The 17,089-nt window shown below is 61.3% G+C and carries 17 protein-coding genes and 1 tRNA gene; 9 read left to right on the top strand and 9 right to left on the bottom strand.

The annotated features are described in order from the left end of the window. Positions 1-256: 256 nt before the first annotated feature. The 3 genes from MacB4_RS02100 to sucD are packed head-to-tail and all read left to right on the top strand — an operon-like array spanning position 257 to position 3,597. Positions 257-1,537 (top strand): hypothetical protein, encoded by a 1,281-nt coding sequence (locus MacB4_RS02100; protein WP_206864233.1) that lies wholly within the window; start codon positions 257-259, stop codon positions 1,535-1,537. Then, positions 1,534-2,724 (top strand): ADP-forming succinate--CoA ligase subunit beta, encoded by a 1,191-nt coding sequence (gene sucC, locus MacB4_RS02095; protein WP_206864232.1) that lies wholly within the window; start codon positions 1,534-1,536, stop codon positions 2,722-2,724. Before MacB4_RS02100 ends, sucC begins: the two co-directional genes overlap by 4 nt. Then, a complete protein-coding gene (gene sucD / locus MacB4_RS02090) occupies positions 2,725-3,597 on the top strand; it encodes a succinate--CoA ligase subunit alpha (protein WP_206864231.1) in 873 nt (290 codons plus the stop codon). It begins immediately after the preceding gene. A 32-nt stretch (positions 3,598-3,629) separates the two neighbouring features. On the opposite strand, the gene MacB4_RS02085 is transcribed toward sucD, so the two are convergent. The 5 genes from MacB4_RS02085 to upp all read right to left on the bottom strand — a co-directional run bounded on the left by MacB4_RS02085 (position 3,630) and on the right by upp (position 7,532). After that, positions 3,630-4,262 carry a hypothetical protein gene (locus tag MacB4_RS02085; RefSeq protein WP_206864230.1) on the bottom strand — a complete coding sequence of 211 codons (633 nt, stop codon included), beginning with the start codon at positions 4,260-4,262 and terminating at the stop codon, positions 3,630-3,632. Beyond that, positions 4,259-4,744, bottom strand: a complete 486-nt coding sequence (locus MacB4_RS02080; protein WP_206864229.1) for a SufE family protein — start codon at positions 4,742-4,744, stop codon at positions 4,259-4,261. The genes MacB4_RS02085 and MacB4_RS02080 overlap by 4 nt, the downstream gene beginning before the upstream one ends. 45 nt (positions 4,745-4,789) lie before the next feature. Beyond that, complete coding sequence (locus tag MacB4_RS02075; protein WP_206864228.1) at positions 4,790-5,641, bottom strand: sulfurtransferase; 852 nt, start codon at positions 5,639-5,641, stop codon at positions 4,790-4,792. A gap of 80 nt (positions 5,642-5,721) precedes the next feature. Further along, the gene (gene bioB, locus MacB4_RS02070; RefSeq protein WP_206864227.1) at positions 5,722-6,684 is read right to left on the bottom strand and encodes a biotin synthase BioB; all 963 of its coding nucleotides are present in this window, start codon (positions 6,682-6,684) and stop codon (positions 5,722-5,724) included. A gap of 188 nt (positions 6,685-6,872) precedes the next feature. Then, positions 6,873-7,532, bottom strand: coding sequence for a uracil phosphoribosyltransferase (gene upp, locus MacB4_RS02065; protein WP_206864226.1), 660 nt, complete (start codon positions 7,530-7,532; stop codon positions 6,873-6,875). A 259-nt stretch (positions 7,533-7,791) separates the two neighbouring features. Between upp and hemB the strand changes: the two genes are divergently transcribed. Further along, on the top strand, positions 7,792-8,793 hold the full coding sequence (gene hemB, locus MacB4_RS02060) for a porphobilinogen synthase (protein ID WP_206864225.1): 1,002 nt from the start codon (positions 7,792-7,794) through the stop codon (positions 8,791-8,793). Positions 8,794-8,910: 117 nt separating this feature from the next. Continuing rightward, the gene (locus tag MacB4_RS02055; RefSeq protein WP_206864224.1) at positions 8,911-11,508 is read left to right on the top strand and encodes a glutamine-synthetase adenylyltransferase; all 2,598 of its coding nucleotides are present in this window, start codon (positions 8,911-8,913) and stop codon (positions 11,506-11,508) included. Here MacB4_RS02055 and rnc read toward each other — a convergent pair. The 4 genes from rnc to MacB4_RS02035 form a co-directional block, all read right to left on the bottom strand. Next, on the bottom strand, positions 11,423-12,157 hold the full coding sequence (gene rnc / locus MacB4_RS02050; RefSeq protein ID WP_206864223.1) for a ribonuclease III: 735 nt from the start codon (positions 12,155-12,157) through the stop codon (positions 11,423-11,425). The genes MacB4_RS02055 and rnc overlap by 86 nt on opposite strands. A gap of 200 nt (positions 12,158-12,357) precedes the next feature. Further along, positions 12,358-13,281 carry a tyrosine recombinase gene (locus MacB4_RS02045; protein WP_206864222.1) on the bottom strand — a complete coding sequence of 308 codons (924 nt, stop codon included), beginning with the start codon at positions 13,279-13,281 and terminating at the stop codon, positions 12,358-12,360. A gap of 13 nt (positions 13,282-13,294) precedes the next feature. Next, positions 13,295-14,002: a sugar phosphate nucleotidyltransferase gene (locus MacB4_RS02040; protein WP_206864221.1), complete on the bottom strand. Its 708-nt coding sequence runs from the start codon at positions 14,000-14,002 to the stop codon at positions 13,295-13,297. 67 nt (positions 14,003-14,069) lie between these two features. Next, positions 14,070-14,666, bottom strand: a complete 597-nt coding sequence (locus MacB4_RS02035) for a non-canonical purine NTP pyrophosphatase (RefSeq protein WP_206864220.1) — start codon at positions 14,664-14,666, stop codon at positions 14,070-14,072. Positions 14,667-14,792: 126 nt separating this feature from the next. Here MacB4_RS02035 and MacB4_RS02030 point away from each other — a divergent pair. The 4 genes from MacB4_RS02030 (at position 14,793) to MacB4_RS02015 (ending at position 17,019) form a co-directional block, all read left to right on the top strand. Further along, a tRNA-Val gene (locus MacB4_RS02030) sits at positions 14,793-14,864 on the top strand. A 225-nt stretch (positions 14,865-15,089) separates the two neighbouring features. Further along, positions 15,090-15,854: an SIMPL domain-containing protein gene (locus MacB4_RS02025; RefSeq protein ID WP_206864219.1), complete on the top strand. Its 765-nt coding sequence runs from the start codon at positions 15,090-15,092 to the stop codon at positions 15,852-15,854. Between the two features lie 72 nt (positions 15,855-15,926). After that, the gene (locus MacB4_RS02020) at positions 15,927-16,631 is read left to right on the top strand and encodes a zinc ribbon domain-containing protein (RefSeq protein ID WP_206864218.1); all 705 of its coding nucleotides are present in this window, start codon (positions 15,927-15,929) and stop codon (positions 16,629-16,631) included. 133 nt (positions 16,632-16,764) lie between these two features. After that, positions 16,765-17,019: a DNA-directed RNA polymerase subunit omega gene (locus MacB4_RS02015; RefSeq protein ID WP_242529283.1), complete on the top strand. Its 255-nt coding sequence runs from the start codon at positions 16,765-16,767 to the stop codon at positions 17,017-17,019. Positions 17,020-17,089 lie beyond the last annotated feature (70 nt).

The following is a 17,089-nucleotide window of genomic DNA, read 5'->3' as shown; positions in this document are numbered from 1 at the left end:
TGACGAGGTAACGGGGGAGAGCTAATAGAAGAGCCTGGCTGGAATCCGCCTTCCAAAGGCGGGCCCCAGGCGTTCCACCTGCGCTTGAGGCCTCGGCGGTGGGAACGAGAACGCACGCGCCGTTTTTGTCGAGAGGGTGCCGCAGAGCAAATCTGAACAGGCGAGTTCTTGGGGACGAAGGCAGCCTAGGCCCGGTCGTCTGGGAACGGATTGGTTTTTGAACGCTCACGATCGATTATCGTTGCTGCAGAGCGGGATGCCGGATTCCGGGCTGCTTGCCGAAAAGGAATGGCGCATCAGCGATGCCGCGTTTTCCCTGAGCGAGCGGCATGTGGCACTGCTAGAACGGCTGGGTCCGGTCCTGCAGCACTTTGTGCAGGGCTGCAATCTCCTCTATCGATGGAGCGTGCAAGGAAAGGCCCCGGCCTGGATCGCCGAGCTGCTCGATCGGGGCAAGCCCAGGGAGCTGGTATGCCTTGCCCGTGACGCCTCCTTGGCGGGCCAGCTTCCTCGTCTGCTTCGACCCGATCTTCTCTGGACCGAGTCGGGCTTCGCGCTTTGCGAGCTCGACAGCGTGCCCGGGGGTATCGGAGTGACGGCCTGGCTGCAGGAGCGATTCTCCCACTGGGATTCGGCTCTGCTTGGCGGACCGGGTGGAATGAGGGAGGGCTTCTCCCAGATTTTTCCGAGCGGGGATGTCGTGGTTTCCGAGGAGGCCTCTTCCTACCGGCCCGAGATGGAGTACCTGGTCGGACCGGAGCGCGTCCGCTGGGCGGAAGATTATCGCTGCGGGGACCAGCCGATCTACCGCTTTTTCGAGTGCTTTGACTGGGAGAAGCTCCGCTCGATCCGGGAGAGCTTCGCTCCGGACCGGACCGTCATGACGCCTCCGCCAAAGCCCTATCTGGAGGAGAAGCTTTGGCTTGCGCTCTTTTGGCTCCGGCCGCTTCGGGATTTCTGGAGACGCCAACTCACGGAAAAAGGGTTTCGGCTCCTGAGAGAAATCATCCCAGAGAGCTGGGTTCTCGATCCCGCTCCCCTTCCTCCACAGGCGGTCTATCCTGGATTGGAGATCAATGATTGGAGAGAACTCGGCCATTTCAGCCAAACGGAACGGGATCTCGTCCTCAAGATCTCGGGGTTTTCTCCTCTGGCTTGGGGTTCTCGGGGGGTCCTGGTGGGATCCGATCTGGCGCAAGCCGAGTGGCAAAAGCGCATTGAGCATTCCCTAGACGATTTCGAGTCACATCCTTGGGTTCTGCAGCGCTTCGCCAAGGGTTCGCTCGCCGAGCATCGCTTTTTTACATCGAGCGGAGCGGAGGAACGGATGGCGGGCCGCGTCCGAATCTCGCCCTACTATTTCGTCCTCAATGGGAAGCCTGAGCTTCGCGGGGTTTTGGCCACGATTTGTCCGGCGGACAAGAAGCTGGTTCATGGCATGCGCGATGCGATTCTGGTGCCGGCCTCCCGTGCGAGGGGAACGCGTGCACCCTTGAGTGCCGATGGGCGGGGGCAGAGGATCGACGCGCCTCTATGAACGTTTTCGAATATCAAGCACGAGATCTTCTGGCTCGATATGGCTTGCCCATCCCTGCCGGCCGCGTGGCCTCGAGCCCCGAGGAGGCTCGGCAAGTGGCGGAGAGGCTGACCAAGCGCCCCCTTGTCGTAAAGGCGCAGATTCTCGCCGGGGGTAGGGGGAAAGGGCACTTTTTGAGTGGGTTCGCCGGGGGTGTGCGGCTTTGCGGAGATCCGGCGCAAGTGGAAGGAGTCGCGCGGGCGATGCTGGGAGGGACCTTGGTCACGGCGCAGACCGGCCCGGAAGGGCGCCCGGTCCATCGGGTCCTGGTCGCCGAGGCTCCTCAGATCGTTGGCGAGCTCTACCTGGCGATCCTCATCGATCGCGAACATCGATGCCCGGTGCTCGTTGGAAGCTCTCGGGGCGGAGTCGACATCGAGGAGGTTGCCCGAAAGGATCCTGAAGAGATCCATCGGATGTGGATCGATCCGCAATCCGGGCTTTGGCCCTACCAGGCGCGCGGGTTTGTCGCTCGCCTTGGCTTGCGCGGCGCTTTATTGAACCGGGCTTCCGACGTGGTGGTTCGGCTCTATCGTTTCTTTTACGAGAATGATGCGAGCCTTGCGGAGATCAACCCGCTCGCTGTTGTCGAGGATGAGGAGATCGCCGTGATCGACGCCAAGGTCGGCTTTGACGAAAACGCGCTGTTTCGCCACCCCGAGATCGCCGGTTACCGGGAGGAGCTGATTGAGGACAGCCGCGAGGCGGAGGCCGTGAAGGCCCGGCTCAATTATGTGGGACTCTCCGGAGAGATCGGCTGCATGGTCAATGGGGCCGGGCTGGCGATGGCCACAATGGATATGCTCCAGCGGTGCGGGGCTGAGCCGGCCAACTTTCTCGACGTTGGCGGGGGTGCCGACCAGGACCAGGTAGCCAAGGCGTTCGGCATCCTGGTGACAGATCCCAAGGTGCGGTCGATTCTGGTTCATATCTTCGGAGGCATCATGCGGTGCGACCTGATTGCTCGGGGGATGGTGGAGGCGCTTTCTCAGGTGAAACCCAAGGTGCCGATCGTCGTGCGGCTGCAGGGGACGAACTTCGGAGAGGGCAAGGAGATCTTGGAGCGGTCGGGACTCCCGATCCGGATTGCGGACGATCTGGCAGATGCGGCAGAGCAAGCGGTGGCGGCAGCTCGGGAGGCCAGGTAGATGTCGATCCTGGCGGATCGTTCCACCCGGGTCGTCGTGCAGGGGATCACCGGGAAAGCCGGAAGCTTTCATTCCCGCGCCTGTCTCGATTACGGGACGAGGGTCGTGGCGGGAGTGACGCCGGGGAGGGGCGGGCAGAAGCTCGACGAGCGGGTGCCCATCTTTGACTCGGTTGCCGAAGCGAAGGAGGCAACCGGGTGCAATGCGAGCTTAATCTTCGTACCCGCGCCTGGAGCTGCGGATGCCATGCTCGAGGCGGCTGCCGCCGGGATCGGGTTGATTGTCTGCATTACCGAAGGGATCCCGATCCTCGACATGGTTCGGGTCCTCGCCGGCTTGGAAGGAAAGAACACCCACCTGATCGGTCCCAACTGTCCGGGAGTGATTACGCCCGGAGAGTGCAAGATCGGAATCATGCCGGGCTACATCCACAAGCCTGGCCCCGTCGGCATCGTCTCCCGCAGCGGGACTCTCACCTACGAGGCGGTTTGGCAGCTCTCGCAGCGGGGCATCGGCCAGAGCAGCTGCGTCGGAATTGGCGGAGATCCGGTTCATGGGCTGGGGCTGAGGCAGGTCGTGGAGATGCTCGACCGGGATCCCGCGACGGAGGCGATTTTGATCATCGGAGAGATCGGTGGATGCGAGGAGCAGGAAGCGGCCGCGTTTTGGAAGACTTCTTCCCGAAAGCCGATCGCCGCGTTCTTTGCCGGAGCCACCGCACCGCCCGGAAGGCGGATGGGGCACGCGGGTGCAGTCATTACCGGAGCCAGCGGAACGGTGAAGGCGAAAATCGAGGCCTTCGAGGCGGCGGGAATTCCTGTGATCCTCTCTCCTGCCGAGATCGGAAGCGGCATGGCCCGGGCGATGGCGTGAGCGGACCGGCTGCTGCCTCGCCGCTTCGTTCTTCAGGTGATCACACGGATCTCGCGAATCGGAATGCCCAGGGCGTCGGAAAGCTGCGAAGGCAGATCGGCGCGCCGCCGTAGCGCAAAAGCAAGCGACGCATTGAGCGACCGGAGGATCGCGCGCTGCGCGTCTCGGTCAACGCGAACGAGTTGCGATTCCGCGGCGATGCGCGGACCGACGATCTTCTGCCAAACCAGATCGAGCCAGGGACGACTGCTCATCCGTCGCCCTTCGATGTGGGTGAGGAGCCGCTGCACGAGGGTGCGTCGGTAGAGGTTGGCGCGCCGCTCTGCCGGCTTTCCGTTGGATGCGAGATCTGCTCGGGGGCCGTACCCTTGCAGGATCTCGTCATAGGTAGCAAATCGCAATCGTTGCCGGAAATAGGTCGCCAGAAAGCCTTCCGAAAAGAGGGAGGGGTCTCCTGGAGACCGAAGGAGACGGGCGGCGACAAGCCGGTTCAGCACCTCTTCATAGCGGCTTCGCCCGATGAGAATGCGAGGATACTCCGGCGCCTCTCCCCCGAGAGCGACCGCCCTTTCCCGAAAGCCCGATGCGCCATCCAGGCGCAATGGGGCTCGGCCTAGTCCCAGCGAGCGGTACGTATCCTCGTCGTCTTGCGAGGAGGTGCTCACGGGGCCGAGCTCGCCAAATTCGCCTGTCGCCGTTCCGCAAGGAGCTGGCGGCAAGCGCCCTTCATGCGTGCGAGGATGTAGTAGACGGTTTGGCTCCGCTGACGCACGAGCTCCGTGCCCACGATCTTGGGAACAAAGTTGCTTGGGACCGCCATCACTTCCTCGGCGGTCGAGCCGGCCAATCCCTGACAGAGGATGGAGGCCATGGCGCGCGTGAGCGTCTGCACATGAGGACCAAGGGTCATTCGAAAAAGAAGGCGATCTTGCGAATCAGCCTTCAAAAACACCCCGACCGAATCGGTGCACTCCTCGTCCTTGCGGACATCCGAGAGAGTGAAGCTCTCCCCTTCCCTTGGCGAACATTCGACGGAACGATCGCTATAGGCGATGAGCAGCTCTCTCCTTTCCTGCTCGGGGAGATGTACAAAGAGATCGACGATCTCTTGCAGGTTGACGGGCAATGACGAATCGACGTTTTGCATCGAGCATCAATCAAATCTCAATTGGCGCGAACGTCAACCGTTGCTCTACGGGCGTTGAATCGGGGCTCCTACCTTGTTGCCCCATTCGGTCCACGAGCCGTCGTAGTTTCTCACCTTCCTGTGACCGAGCAAGTAGCTCAGAACGAACCAAGTATGGCTCGAGCGCTCCCCGATGCGGCAGTAGACGATCGCTTCTCGGTCTGCGGAGAGCCCGCAGCCCTCCTCGTAAATCTGGGAGAGCTCATCGGCCGATTTGAAGCTTCCGTCCTCGCGGACCGCCGTCTTCCATGGGACGCTCCTGGCACCCGGAATATGTCCTCCCCGAAGGGCTCCCTCTTGTGGGTATTCGGGCATATGGAGAAGCTCGCCCGTGTACTCGCCCGGGCTGCGGACATCGATCAAGGGGCCGCCGGTCGGCAAAAAGGCCCGCACGTCCTCGTAAAACGCCCGGATCTCCTTGTCGTGGCGTTCGGCCGGCACGGCGTAGGACGCTTCCGGGTAGACCGGCTTTTCGCGAACGAGTGGACGTCCCTCCCGAATCCATTTATCGCGGCCGCCGTTGAGAATCTTTACGCGCTCATGGCCGTACAGGCGAAAAGCCCAGAGGGCGTAGCAGGCCCACCAGTTGGACTTGTCCCCGTAAAACAGGCAGGTGGTCGTCTCGCTGATGCCGTTCTTGCGGCAAAGAGCGGCGAACCGGTCTGGGGCGATGTAGTCCCGGACCAGGGGATCGTTGAGATCTGCCCGCCAGTCGATGTGCACTGCTCCGGGAATATGGCCGGTATCATAGAGTAGAACGTCCTCGTTGCTCTCGATGATGCGAACTCCGGGGTCCTGCAGATGCTCGGCAAGCCATGCTGTCTCCACCAGAGCGTCGGGATGCGCATATTCCTTCATACACTATAGACTAAAAGGATTAGGGTTGGATTGTCCAGGAAGTTCCCTTCCGACTTGGCCTGCTGACCCGGGGAAAACCTTTAAATCGGGGAGCTCGTGCAGGATTTGGCAGCGGATGGCTCGATCCCTAACGTTTCGAAAAGCGCGTGATCCGCGTCGAAGGAGGCGTTGGGCGTGGTCAGCAGTCGCTCGCCGACGAAAAGGGAGTTAGCCCCGGCCAGGAAGCAGAGCATCTGGGCCTCGGGCGACAAGCTGCGACGACCAGCCGCCAACCGGATGCGGGAGCGGGGCAGGACGATGCGGGTCACGCTGATCAGTCGAATCAGGTCGAACGGATTGACTGGCGGCTGTGAGGCGAGCGGAGTGCCTGGAATGGGAACGAGAAGGTTGAGCGGGACGCTTTCCGGCGCGGGATCGAGCTCAAGAAGTGCCAGCACCATCTCCAGGCGGTCATCCACGCTCTCCCCCATGCCGAGAATGCCCCCGCTGCAGAGGCGCAAGCCGGCTTCTTGCGCGACACGGAGGGTGGAGAGCCGGTCCGCGAAGGTATGCGTCGTTGCAACCTGGCGATAGAAGCTGGGTCCGGAGTTGAGGTTGTGATTGTAGATCGTGACCCCCGCCTCGCGGAGACGACGCGCCGCCGTGGGCCCGAGCAGTCCCAAGGTGACGCAAATCTCCAAGCCCTCCCCGCGGATCGCTTCCACGAGCCGGCAGACTTCCTCGAGCCGGCCGTCTCGCTCCTTGAGGCCGCGCCAGGCGGCTCCAAGACAGAGACGGGTGGCTCCGTGGGCGCGCGCCTCCTCTGCCGCCCGGCGAAGGGAAGGGATGTCAAGAAGCCCATGCGGCACCAGCCCCGTGGTATACCGCGCGCTCTGCGCGCAGTAGCGGCAGTCTTCCGGGCAGCTGCCGCCTTTGATGTTCACAAGCTCGCAGCGCTGGACTTCAGACTCCGGATGGTGGGCTATATGAGTGGCGCGTGCTCGGGTCACCAGGGGAAGGAAGGGCTGATCGTAAAGCGCCCGAAGACTCTCCAGGGTCTCCATTGCGGCAACGTTATTGGCTTGCCGTGGGAAGGCAAGGCTCTTTTTCCCCAGAGTCAGCGCAAGAGGCGATCGCCAAGCTGAGGCGAGCACGAAGCTCGAGAGGCCAGAGGGAGTGGAGAGAGCGGGAACTTTCTTGGGTCACTCCGCAATGATCCGAACATAGATAGACAAAGAAAACCTAAGCGTCCTCATCGCTCCTGTTCCGGGGCGTGTCGCCAACTCGGGCAGGCTCCGAATTGGCGATCGCCGGCGTCCCCCAGGCCGGGAAGAAGGAAGCCACGCGCATCGAGCCCGCGATCGATTGCCCCAGTGTAGATGACCGTATCCGGATGGGCTTCCCGCACCCTGCGGATTCCCTCCGGCGAGGCCAGACAGCAGACGAGCCGGAGCCGATTGGCTCCTCGTTCCTTGAGCAGGGTAAGGATGGTGGCGGCGGTGCCGCCGGTTGCGAGCATCGGGTCCAAGAGAAAGATGCAGGCGTCGGGAGTCACCGAGGCAACGCGGTCGAGATAGACGGACGGTTCGAGGGTCTCCTCGTTGCGCAGTGCGCCGACGAAGGAGACGGCAGCTTGCGGCAGAAGGGTGCGAAAGGGCGGGAGCATGCCGAGGCCAGAGCGCAGGATCGGCACCAGAACGACCGCATCTGCGAGCACCACACCCTGCGTTTCTTCCAAGGGAGTGACGACGGGAGTCGGCCGCAGCGCCAGGTCCCGCGTCGCTTCCAGAGCGAGAACGAGAGAGGCTTCCTCCAGGAGACGAACGAAGAGCCGCTGGTCGGTGCGCCGATCGCGCATCCGGGTAATTCGATCGAGAAGAATGGGATGCTGAACGTGATGCAGGCACGGCATGATCCAGGACCTTGTATGAGTCTGCTCTAAAGAGGCAAAAAGCTGTTGAAAAGCAAGGAGTAGGTTGCTAAAGGCGCCTTTTGGCTCGTCGAGTTGGCCAGATCCGGCGATGTCCGATCAAGCGCACCCCAGAGGCCTGTCCTAGATGAGGACGAAGCGGTCAAACCCGTAATGGCCTCTCCGCTTCAGGATGAGTCGCGCGGCCACTCCCCTGTAGAAAGCCCTTGGAAAGGGAAAAGAGGAAGACGTAGCTTGGGGCATGGCAAAGTCTTCCGAAAAGCTTGTCTTGCGGCGGCGCCCTCGGAGGCTCCGGGCCACGGAAGGGGTCCGGCGGCTGATCGAGGAATGTAGCTTGAGCGCCAACGATCTGGTGGCTCCGGTGTTTTGCAAGGAAAGCGGTCCGCGGGAGGGGATCGAGTCGATGCCCGGAGTGTTTCGCCATAATCCCGATGATGCCGCCCGGTTCGCGCTCGACCTTCATGACGCGGGGATCCCTGCCATCGCTCTCTTTCCGTGCCTTCCGGAAGGGAAAAAGGACGCGAAGGGGTCGGCCGGGTTGGACCCCACGGGCCTGGTTCCCCACGTGGTGCGGGAGATCAAGGAGCGGGCGCCCGGCCTCCTGGTAATCGCCGACGTCGCGCTCGATCCCTATACGAACCATGGCCATGACGGGGTTTGGAATCCGGAGAGTGGGGAGATTGAGAATGATCCCACCGTCTTCCTTCTCTGCGAGATGGCGCGGGTTCTTGGGGAAGCAGGGGTCGATTTCGTCGCTCCGTCCGACATGATGGATGGAAGAGTCGGGGCGATCCGGGCAAGCCTGGACGCGGCGGAGCTGGAGCGGGTGGGCGTCCTTGCCTACGCCGTAAAGTTTGCCTCTGCTTTTTATGGACCCTTTCGTGATGCGATCGGAAGTCGGAGGGGGAAGGGATACTTGGACAAGAGGACCTATCAGCTCAATCCGGCCAACCTTCGCGAAGGCTTGCGGGAAGCTCAGCTGGACGAGGAGGAAGGAGCCGATATTCTCATGGTCAAGCCGGCGGGACCCTACCTCGACGTGATTGCCAAGGTTCGTGACCAAACCTTGCTGCCTGTTGCCGCATACCAGGTCAGTGGCGAGTATGCGCAAATTGTGGCTGCGGCAAAAAACGGCTGGATCGATTGGGAAGCGGCGTATCGGGAATCCCTGCTTGCCATCAAGCGCGCGGGGGCGGATCTGATTTTTACCTATTTCGCCCCTTCCTTCGTGGGGGTTGCATGATCAGCACCCGATCGGCAGCGCAGGGAATCCATCGGCGCATGGTTGACCGAAGAGCCGGGCGGGTCCTGGAGCAAAGCCCTCCGCTTCCTAGGCGACGGACGACAAGGAGGAGGATCGATGGACGAGGGGTTCGGGCGCTTTCCGAATTTTGAAGCCGCCTTGTCTGCGTTCTTGCGCTTTTCCCCGGTGTCGCGCAGTCGCCTGGCTTCTCATCCCGATTGGCTGGAATGGCTTGCTGGGGTTGCAGCTACGGCCTCGACGCGAAATCGGGGCCCCGGCCGGTGGGGGGTGGACTGGCGAGAGCTTTGCGGGGCGGGCGCGGATCCTTCGCGGAAGCTCGACGCGCTGCGGATCCTGAAGCAGCGAGAGCAGCTGGGGATCGGTTTCCTCGATTTTGCAGGTCGTCATTCCTGGGAAGAAACGGTCCTGGCCCTTTCCCGGCTCGCCGATTTTTCGATCGGTTGCGTCCTTCAAGCCGTTGCCGAAGAGCTTCGCGTGGAGCAGGGCCCTCTTGCCGTCCTGGCGCTCGGGAAGCTGGGCGGACAAGAGCTCAACTATAGCTCCGACATCGACATCATGTTCATCGCCGGTGACGAAGAGACCCCTTTTGCGCAGCCCCTCCGCACGACCATTGCTCAACGCGTCGTGTCCGCGCTCTCGGGTTCGAGCGGCGTCGGTGCGCTTTTTCGGGTGGATTTGCGCCTGCGCCCCGACGGGAACTCCGGTGCGCTCGTTCCTTCCTTTTCCGAGTGCGAGCGGTATTACGCCGCGTCGGGCGAAACCTGGGAGAGAATGGCGCTAATCAAAGCGCGGTTCGTCGCGGGGGATCCCGATCTCGGGTACGAGTTCGAGGTGCTGCGACAGCAGTTCTGCTTTCCGCGTCATCTCACGGAGGAGGTCTTCGAGGAGATCGCCCAGATGAAGGCTCGGATCGATGCGGAAATCTTGCTGGGAGACCGGAGGCTCAGAGACGTGAAGCTTGGTTCCGGAGGCATACGGGAGATCGAATTTCTCGCGCAGGCGCTACAACTCTTTTATGGAGCGCGGCAACCGATCGTTCAGGTCCGTTCCACCTGTGCCGCGCTACGGGCCCTGGCGACGGTGGGGATCTTGCCGCAGGGCCGAGTGGAGGCGCTCTGGGGTGCGTACGGCTTTCTGCGGAACCTCGAGCACCGGCTACAAATGGTAGAAGAGATCCAGACTCACTTGCTTCCGATTGGGGACGAGGCGCGTGCACAGATCGCGGAGTCGCTGGGATTGTCACCGCCGGATTTTGAGTCGACGTTGCGAGCCCACCGTTCGCTCGTTCATGAACTATTCCAGCAATATTTCATCAAAAACAATGTTAATGGCATTGACATTCCCATTAGTCTCTTCGCCGTTCCGGAAGAGGCGAAACGGAACCTCGAAGCGCTACAGGCACGGGACTCCCTCCTGAGCGCACCACGGGCGGCACGTGCCTTCCGACGCTTGGCTCCATTCCTGGGCAAAGCGCTTGCCATGGCCGTCGATCCGGACGCCGTTCTCCGCCGCCTCGTCTCCTTTGTCTCCAAATATGGGGCGCGATCGTTCCTCTTTGAGACGCTCGCATCGAGCCCGAAGGCGCTCGAGCTTTTGATCCAGCTTTTTGATGCCAGCTCCTTTTTTAGCGAAATCCTCTTTGCCCAGCCAGAGCTCTTCGAAGAGATCACGCAGAGCCGGTCGTTAGGGGAGCAGAAGAGGAAGGCGGACTATCTCGCCGAGATGAGCGGCCTGTCGGGGGAGGTGGCGCTCGCCGCGCGAATCTACCGTCGCGGCGAGCTCTTGCGCATCCTCCTTCGGGATATTCTGAAGCTGGCGGATCTCCCCGCGATCCAGCAGGAATATACGGCGCTTGCGGAAGCCTGCCTTGAGCTCGCTTGCCAAAGCTTGGGTGCGGAGGACTTGGCCTACGTGGCGCTTGGACGATTCGGAGGCGGGGAGCTGGCGTACGGATCTGATCTCGATTGCCTCTGTATCGGTTCCCGGGAGGAAGCGGCATTAGCCGTGCATCGATTCCTCGGGGAATCGCTTCCGGCCGGCATTCTTTTCCCCATGGATTACCGGCTCCGGCCTCACGGGGAAGGCCCGCTTGCTCTTCCGTTCGAAGCTTACGAGAGCTATTACCGGGACGCGGCGCAGTTCTGGGAGATCCAGGCACTGACCCGCGCCCGCTTCGTCGCCGGCAACAGGAGGATGGGGGAAAGATGGATGGCGATGGTGGAGCGGATCTGGCGCGATCGAAGCGCGTCCTGCCCGGTGGCCGAAGTCGTCGCCATGCGGGAGCGCCTCGAACAGGAGCGACATGGGGACATTGCTGCCTTCCGACGGTTCAAGACCGGGGTGGGGGGGATTCTCGACATCGAATTCGGGATCACACTCTGGTTGATGGGAGAAGGGATGAGGGAGCCCAACTTCTGGAACGCGCTCGTCGCATTTCGCTCCACCGGACCCGAGCTGGCCCGAGTTTTCGAGGAGGGCTATCGATTCCTGCGACGCATGGAGGCTGTGCTTCGCAGAGAACGGAATCAGCAGCAAGAGGTGCTGCCGGAAGGGCCCGCGGCCTGGAAACAGCTTGGCCGGCGCTTGGGATACCCCACTCTCGAGGGGTTCATCGAGGCTTACGAAGCGCAGCGAAAGGCGATCCGTGCGGGCTATTCGGAGCTATGCGAGCGAGCGCAGCGCTCGCCGCGTTGAGCTCTGCTTCCTTTTTGCTGCTGCCACACCCTTCGCCGAGGCGCAGCTCGCCCCATTCGACGATGACATTGTACGATTTCCGGTGCGCCGCCCCGGATTGTCCAATACATCGATAACGGGGGGGCTCGCCCCCTCGCTTTTGCAGCAATTCCTGCAACAACCCCTTCGGATTGCCTGGGAGGGCTTCTGGCGAAGAAGCGACCTGCCTGAGGGCTTTGGAAAAAAGCTTGCGGATGACCGTCTTGGCTTTGCGCCACCCACCATCTTGATAAACGGCGCCGATCAGGGCTTCGAAGGAGTCGGCAAGATTCGACTCCTTTTCCCGACCGCCGCTTCGCTCTTCCCCTTTGCCCAATCGGAGATGGGTCCCCAGGCCGAGATCCCTGGCAATCGCTCCAAGGCTGGAGCGATTGACAAGAAAGGAACGCGTCTTCGTCAGCAAGCCCTCCTTATACCGCGGGAAAAGGGAGTAGAGGCAGTCGGTAATGGCAAGCTGAAGCACGGCGTCGCCCAGAAACTCCAATCGCTGATAGTTCGGCCCGTCGGATTGAGCTTCCGCCGTGTAGGAAGGATGGGTGAGCGCCTCACGCAGCAATAGCGGGTCGCGGAATTCATGCCCAATGGCTTCCTGGAAGCGCTTCCCCTTCATCGGCACGTTCTTTCTATGCTACGTAAAAAGGAAAGCACCCATTGGCTTGCGCGACCGGCGTGCTGGTTCGAGCGCACTCCTGAGGAATCGAGCGGGTCCCGAGAACAGATATGGATTCCGGGAATTTCCTGGTCCCGGCATGCAAGAGGGGCACGGGACAACCGGACTTTCGCTCCGAACAAGTAAAAACGGTTTGTTCGCTATGCAAGACGTTGCCCTCTAGGGTGAAATCGACGATGAACCTCCCGTAGTCGGTCTGCATCGACATGGGTATAGATCTGGGTGGTCGAAAGATCGGCGTGGCCGAGCAAAAGCTGCAAGGAGCGGAGGTCTGCGCCGTGGTGAAGAAGATGGGTGGCGAACGAATGGCGCAAAAGATGGGGGGGAATCCCATGTCGGAGCCCGATTCTTCGGGCCAGACGAGAAAGGAGCTGGTTCAAGGCGAAGCGGCTGAGCGGGTTGCCGCCTCGCTTCAAGAAGAGTATATCGCTTCTTCGCGAGCCGAGAAGGCGAGGGCGACTTTCTGCGAGATAGGCCTCAAGCGCACGAATGGCGGGAGTGCCTAAGGGAACGATCCGCTCTTTTCGTCCCTTTCCGAAGACGCGCAACATCCGTTCATCCGACAAGAAAGAGGTGAGCCGGAGATCGATCAGCTCGCTTGCCCGCAGCCCGCAGCCGTAGAGCATCTCGACGATCGCGCGGTTGCGCAGGCCTTCCGGCGTAGCTGGATATTCAATGGTCATCAGATGGTTTACATCCTTTTCGGATAAGATCCGAGGAATCCGCAGGCCGACTTTAGGCAAATCCAGTTCCTGGCAAAGATCCACGGGGATTGTTCCGTCTCGTCGCAAGTGCGTAAAAAGATGGCGCAGGGCCACGATGAGCGCCTTCAGGGAGCTCGGAGCCAGTCCTCTTCCCCGCTCGCTAGCCAGATACCTCTGGACGTGAGCCAGCGTCATCTCGGCAGGATTGGAGAGTCGCTGCTCGATCGCCCATCGTCCAAACGCTTCGAGGAGGAGCCGGTTGGTCAGTTGGGTGTTAGCCGAGTGATCCCTTTCGGTGGCGAGATAGCGTAACGTGGATTCGATTGCTCCCGTCCAAGCGGCTCCATCGATCTGGTTCACAAGACAGCGCCTCCTAGCGTTCCCGGTTGAGCTTCGCCAAGATTTGAGGATCTCGTACGTCAGCCCAATCGCCGTTCAAGACGAGGCCATGGACCTTGCCGCTCCGGGCGAGCTGGCGGACGGCGTCCGTCAGCTCGTACTCGCCCCTTGCGGATTTTTTTAGCTCATCCATAAAAAGAAAAACGCGTGGGGAAAAAGCGTAGATCCCCGCATTATAATAGCTGCCCGGAAGAAGCTCCGGATTTTCCGGTTTTTCAATAATATCGTGCACTAGGCCAGCAGAATCGAGTAGCACGGCTCCGCCCAGCCGGATGTCCTGGCTGGAGCAGACGGCAATCACACCATCGTCGCGATAGGCAGCGACCAAACGGCGGTATTCGTGCGGGTTGACCAGGATGTCTCCGTAGGAAAGAAGGAACGGCTCATCCCGGATCCAGTCACGAGCAAGAAGCGGTGCGCGGCCCGTCCCGTCGAGGACCTTCTGCTCTCGGTAGGTGATGGAGACTCCCAATGCGGTGCCGTCCTGGAAATGAGAGAGGATGCGTTCCTTTTGATGGCCGATGACGAGGCAGAACTCGGTCACGTCTGCGGAGTCGCGCAGTCCGGAAACGATCCATTCGAGGACAGGGCGTCCGCCGACGCCCAGCATCGGCTTTGGGGTCTCGGAAGTCAGCGAACCCATGCGAGTGCCCTTACCTGCCGCCAGGATCAACGCTTTCATGGGCGAATTGTGGTCGAAGCGCTCCGGAAAGGTCGAGCGGAATGGAAGACAAAGTGGTACGGGAAAATCAGCTCCAAGCCTCAGCGGGAAGGGAAGCCAGGAGCCGAGCGACTGCGCGGGCCCGATGACTGTGATCGTCCTTTTCCTCCGGTGCCATCTCCGCGAAGGTAGAGCTGGCGCCGTGGGGAAGGAAGATCGGATCATAGCCGAAGCCTTTTGCTCCTCTGGGCAAGTGGGTGATCGTGCCGGGACAGCTCGCTTCCGCAATGGCCATGAGCTTGCCCTGGCAAGCGACGGCCAGCGCACAGTGAAAGGCGGCGGTCCGCCCTTCTTCTGGCGTATTCGCGAGACGGTCAAGGAGCAGGCGGCGATTGTCCGCATCGGTCGCCTGGGACCCGGCATAGCGGGCGGAGTAGACGCCGGGCTCCCCTCCAAGCGCGGCGACGGAAAGACCGGAATCATCGGCGAGGACCCAGCCGGAACAGCCAAGGCTATAAAGTACAGCTTTTTTAATGGCATTATCCATAAAGGACAAACCATCTTCTTTCCATGGATGGTAGCTGGAAGGAAATGAGGAGGGTTGGAGTCGAAAGTACCGCCCGACAAGACGCTGAAACTCCGCCAGCTTGTGCGGATTGGTGGAGGCGAGGTGTACCGTCTGCATGGAGGAGTGTAGCATGGCGAGGATGGATGACAAACACGGAGGACGAGGACACCCCGGGGGCGCTTGCGGTCGATGCTTTCTTTCCTTGCCCCCGCGCTGGGGTTTCCACTACGCTAAGGCTGACGAGCGCGGTTAGCTCAGCGGGAGAGCACTACCTTGACACGGTAGGGGTCACAGGTTCAATCCCTGTACCGCGCAGTCAGATTCCCTGGGAGGTTGTCGTGGAGGCAACAGAGCCGCTCGTGGAGGATCCGGTCGACTCGAATCTTTCCTGAGTTGACAAGCCTCTCTTGGAAGCGAGCAACGGGAGGGTTTTCACGGGTGAGCGTAAAAAACACGGGTGATCCTTGCCCGTTTCTTACGCAGGAGGCGAAGGTAGTGGGCTGGCGTGTGCAGAGAACCACTCGGGGGAGGCGGTTCGCGATGTGCAGTCGTGCTTCCCGAGCGGGCGCGGTTTTCGTGGCGCTATTGTGGATTGGCTGGGCGGGGATGGGCGCCGCCCGCGCAGAGGCGGTGAGCGTGGAGTCGGTCCGGGTCAGCGCAGAGGCAGAGGAGTCGGTGCCGATTGATCGAGCCGTTGTCGAGTTTGTGTTGGTGAGCGAGGGGAAGACACCGCGGGAGGCGGAACAAAAGGATGAGGCCCGCGTGGGCGAGGTGCGGAAGCGGGTCGATCGCGAATGGGGCGGGAAGGGGAGTTGGCGTACGTGGGAAATTCGGTTGCAGCCCGTGACGGTGGAGGTGGAGGAGAAGGAAAAGGGGAAGAAGGTCAGCAAGGAGCAGCGTGTCGGGTATCGGGTGACCCGGAGGGAAGCGATTGAACTGGCGGAGTTTTTGCGGTTGGGTGGGTTGCTTGCCGCTCTCTTTGAGGCGGCAGTCGACGAGGTAAAGGAAGTCGAGTGGCTCTCGGATCGCCGGGAGGCTCTCTACCGACGAGTACTGGCAGAGGCGATGGAGAAGGCGAGGGAGAAGGCGGAGCTTTTGGCTAAGGCGGCCGGTGCTCAACTGGGACCGGTCTGGAGCATCGTGGAAGGGGGCGAGGAGCCCTATCAGATGTATCGGAGCGTACCGATCATGGGTGCCGCCGGTGCCTCTTTGGGCGGAGTGCTGGGTGGGCTGCCCTCCGTTCCTGTCAGTGGCGGAGAGATGAAAGTCCGCGCCTCCGTGCACGCGGTCTATCGCTTGCGGTGAAGCGGTTGCGCAGCGTGAAAGGAGGCGGGCACTCCTTGCCTTTGCTCCTTGGGGGTTGTATGGGAAGGAAGGATGCATCCAGACCTTCCCTTGTTAATTGAGCTGCAAGAGCTCGATCAGAAGATTGTCCGACTTCGGTCGGAGCTCGCCCAACTGCCTGTTGCCAAGAGACGGGTAGAAGCGGCGTCCGAAGAAGCAAAGCGGAAGCTGCAGGAGGCCAAGCAGGCACAGCAGTCCACCGAGCTTCTTCGGCGGCAAATGGAAGGGGAGATCGAGGAGTTGCGGCGCCGGCTGACCCGCTATCAAGCCCAACAGATGCAGGCGCGGAAAAACGAGGAATATCAAGCACTCTCCCATGAGATTCTTCAGGTCAAGGGCGAGGTGGAGCGGGAAGAGGACGAGGTCTTACTGCTACTCGAGAAGGCCGATGACTTGCAAATCGGCGTGAAGCGGGAGGAGCGGAAAGCGGAGGAGGCAGAAGAGGATGCCCGACGAAAGAGGAAGGAGCTGGCGGAGAAGGAATCGCGACTGATGAGCCAGCTGGCCCAGGCCGAAGAGGAGCGCGAAAGGAAAAAGAGGGTCGTGGAGACGACACTGTTGGCTCGGTATCAAATGCTCGTGCAAGGCCACCGAGAAAATGCCGTCGTCCCGGTCGTGCACGGGGGCTGCGGGGGTTGCCACATGAAGCTGACTCGACAGACGCTCTTGCGGGCAGGGGCTGCGGCGGAACTGGCTTTTTGCGAAAACTGCGGGCGCATCTTGTTCGTTGCAGGGTAGCGCGACCCGTGTTCTCCCCTGGACCGAGCTTGATTGCGCAATTCCTGCCGCAATCAGTTTCTTGTAGAAAGAGTTGCTTTTTCTGGCGGATGTTCATAAACTTAATCCCTTAACCTGAGAATTGGGTCGAACAGTGAGCGATACGATTAACGCACTTCTTTCCGCGGCTCTCGGCAAAATGGGCTCTCCCGAGGTATTGATCAATGCCGTGTCGGGGCGGGTTCGGTTGCTCGCGAAGGGTGCGAGACCCCTGGTGGAAGTTCATCCTCAATGGAGCTTTCTCCACGTGGCCCTGAAGGAGATTGCGGACGGGAAGCTGACGGTGGCTCCCGGGGAAGAGGCTCCCACAGCATTCACCTCGCTGGTTTCGGAAGAACCGACGGTCTAACCCCGCCTGGCACGACGGGGAGGGCTCCCGAAGCGAGCTCCCTCGCGCTGTACCTCATAAGGGCGTAACT

It is taken from the genome of Methylacidimicrobium sp. B4 (genome assembly GCF_017310545.1).
Classification (GTDB): domain Bacteria; phylum Verrucomicrobiota; class Verrucomicrobiia; order Methylacidiphilales; family Methylacidiphilaceae; genus Methylacidimicrobium.
This window is presented reverse-complemented; position numbering and strand designations above follow the sequence as displayed.

What these genes read in the sequence shown, in the direction of transcription:
- upp (WP_206864226.1), bottom strand. Translation starts at nt 7,532, where the DNA reads ATGCCGTGCCTGCATCACGTTCAGCATCCCATTCTTCTCGATCGAATT.
- MacB4_RS02035 (WP_206864220.1), bottom strand. Translation starts at nt 14,666, where the DNA reads ATGCAGACGGTACACCTCGCCTCCACCAATCCGCACAAGCTGGCGGAG.
- MacB4_RS02055 (WP_206864224.1), top strand. Translation starts at nt 8,911, where the DNA reads ATGGACGAGGGGTTCGGGCGCTTTCCGAATTTTGAAGCCGCCTTGTCT.
- MacB4_RS02040 (WP_206864221.1), bottom strand. Translation starts at nt 14,002, where the DNA reads ATGAAAGCGTTGATCCTGGCGGCAGGTAAGGGCACTCGCATGGGTTCG.
- sucD (WP_206864231.1), top strand. Translation starts at nt 2,725, where the DNA reads ATGTCGATCCTGGCGGATCGTTCCACCCGGGTCGTCGTGCAGGGGATC.
- MacB4_RS02025 (WP_206864219.1), top strand. Translation starts at nt 15,090, where the DNA reads ATGTGCAGTCGTGCTTCCCGAGCGGGCGCGGTTTTCGTGGCGCTATTG.
- rnc (WP_206864223.1), bottom strand. Translation starts at nt 12,157, where the DNA reads ATGAAGGGGAAGCGCTTCCAGGAAGCCATTGGGCATGAATTCCGCGAC.
- MacB4_RS02020 (WP_206864218.1), top strand. Translation starts at nt 15,927, where the DNA reads ATGCATCCAGACCTTCCCTTGTTAATTGAGCTGCAAGAGCTCGATCAG.
- MacB4_RS02075 (WP_206864228.1), bottom strand. Translation starts at nt 5,641, where the DNA reads ATGAAGGAATATGCGCATCCCGACGCTCTGGTGGAGACAGCATGGCTT.
- bioB (WP_206864227.1), bottom strand. Translation starts at nt 6,684, where the DNA reads ATGGAGACCCTGGAGAGTCTTCGGGCGCTTTACGATCAGCCCTTCCTT.
- MacB4_RS02100 (WP_206864233.1), top strand. Translation starts at nt 257, where the DNA reads ATGCCGGATTCCGGGCTGCTTGCCGAAAAGGAATGGCGCATCAGCGAT.
- sucC (WP_206864232.1), top strand. Translation starts at nt 1,534, where the DNA reads ATGAACGTTTTCGAATATCAAGCACGAGATCTTCTGGCTCGATATGGC.
- MacB4_RS02080 (WP_206864229.1), bottom strand. Translation starts at nt 4,744, where the DNA reads ATGCAAAACGTCGATTCGTCATTGCCCGTCAACCTGCAAGAGATCGTC.
- hemB (WP_206864225.1), top strand. Translation starts at nt 7,792, where the DNA reads ATGGCAAAGTCTTCCGAAAAGCTTGTCTTGCGGCGGCGCCCTCGGAGG.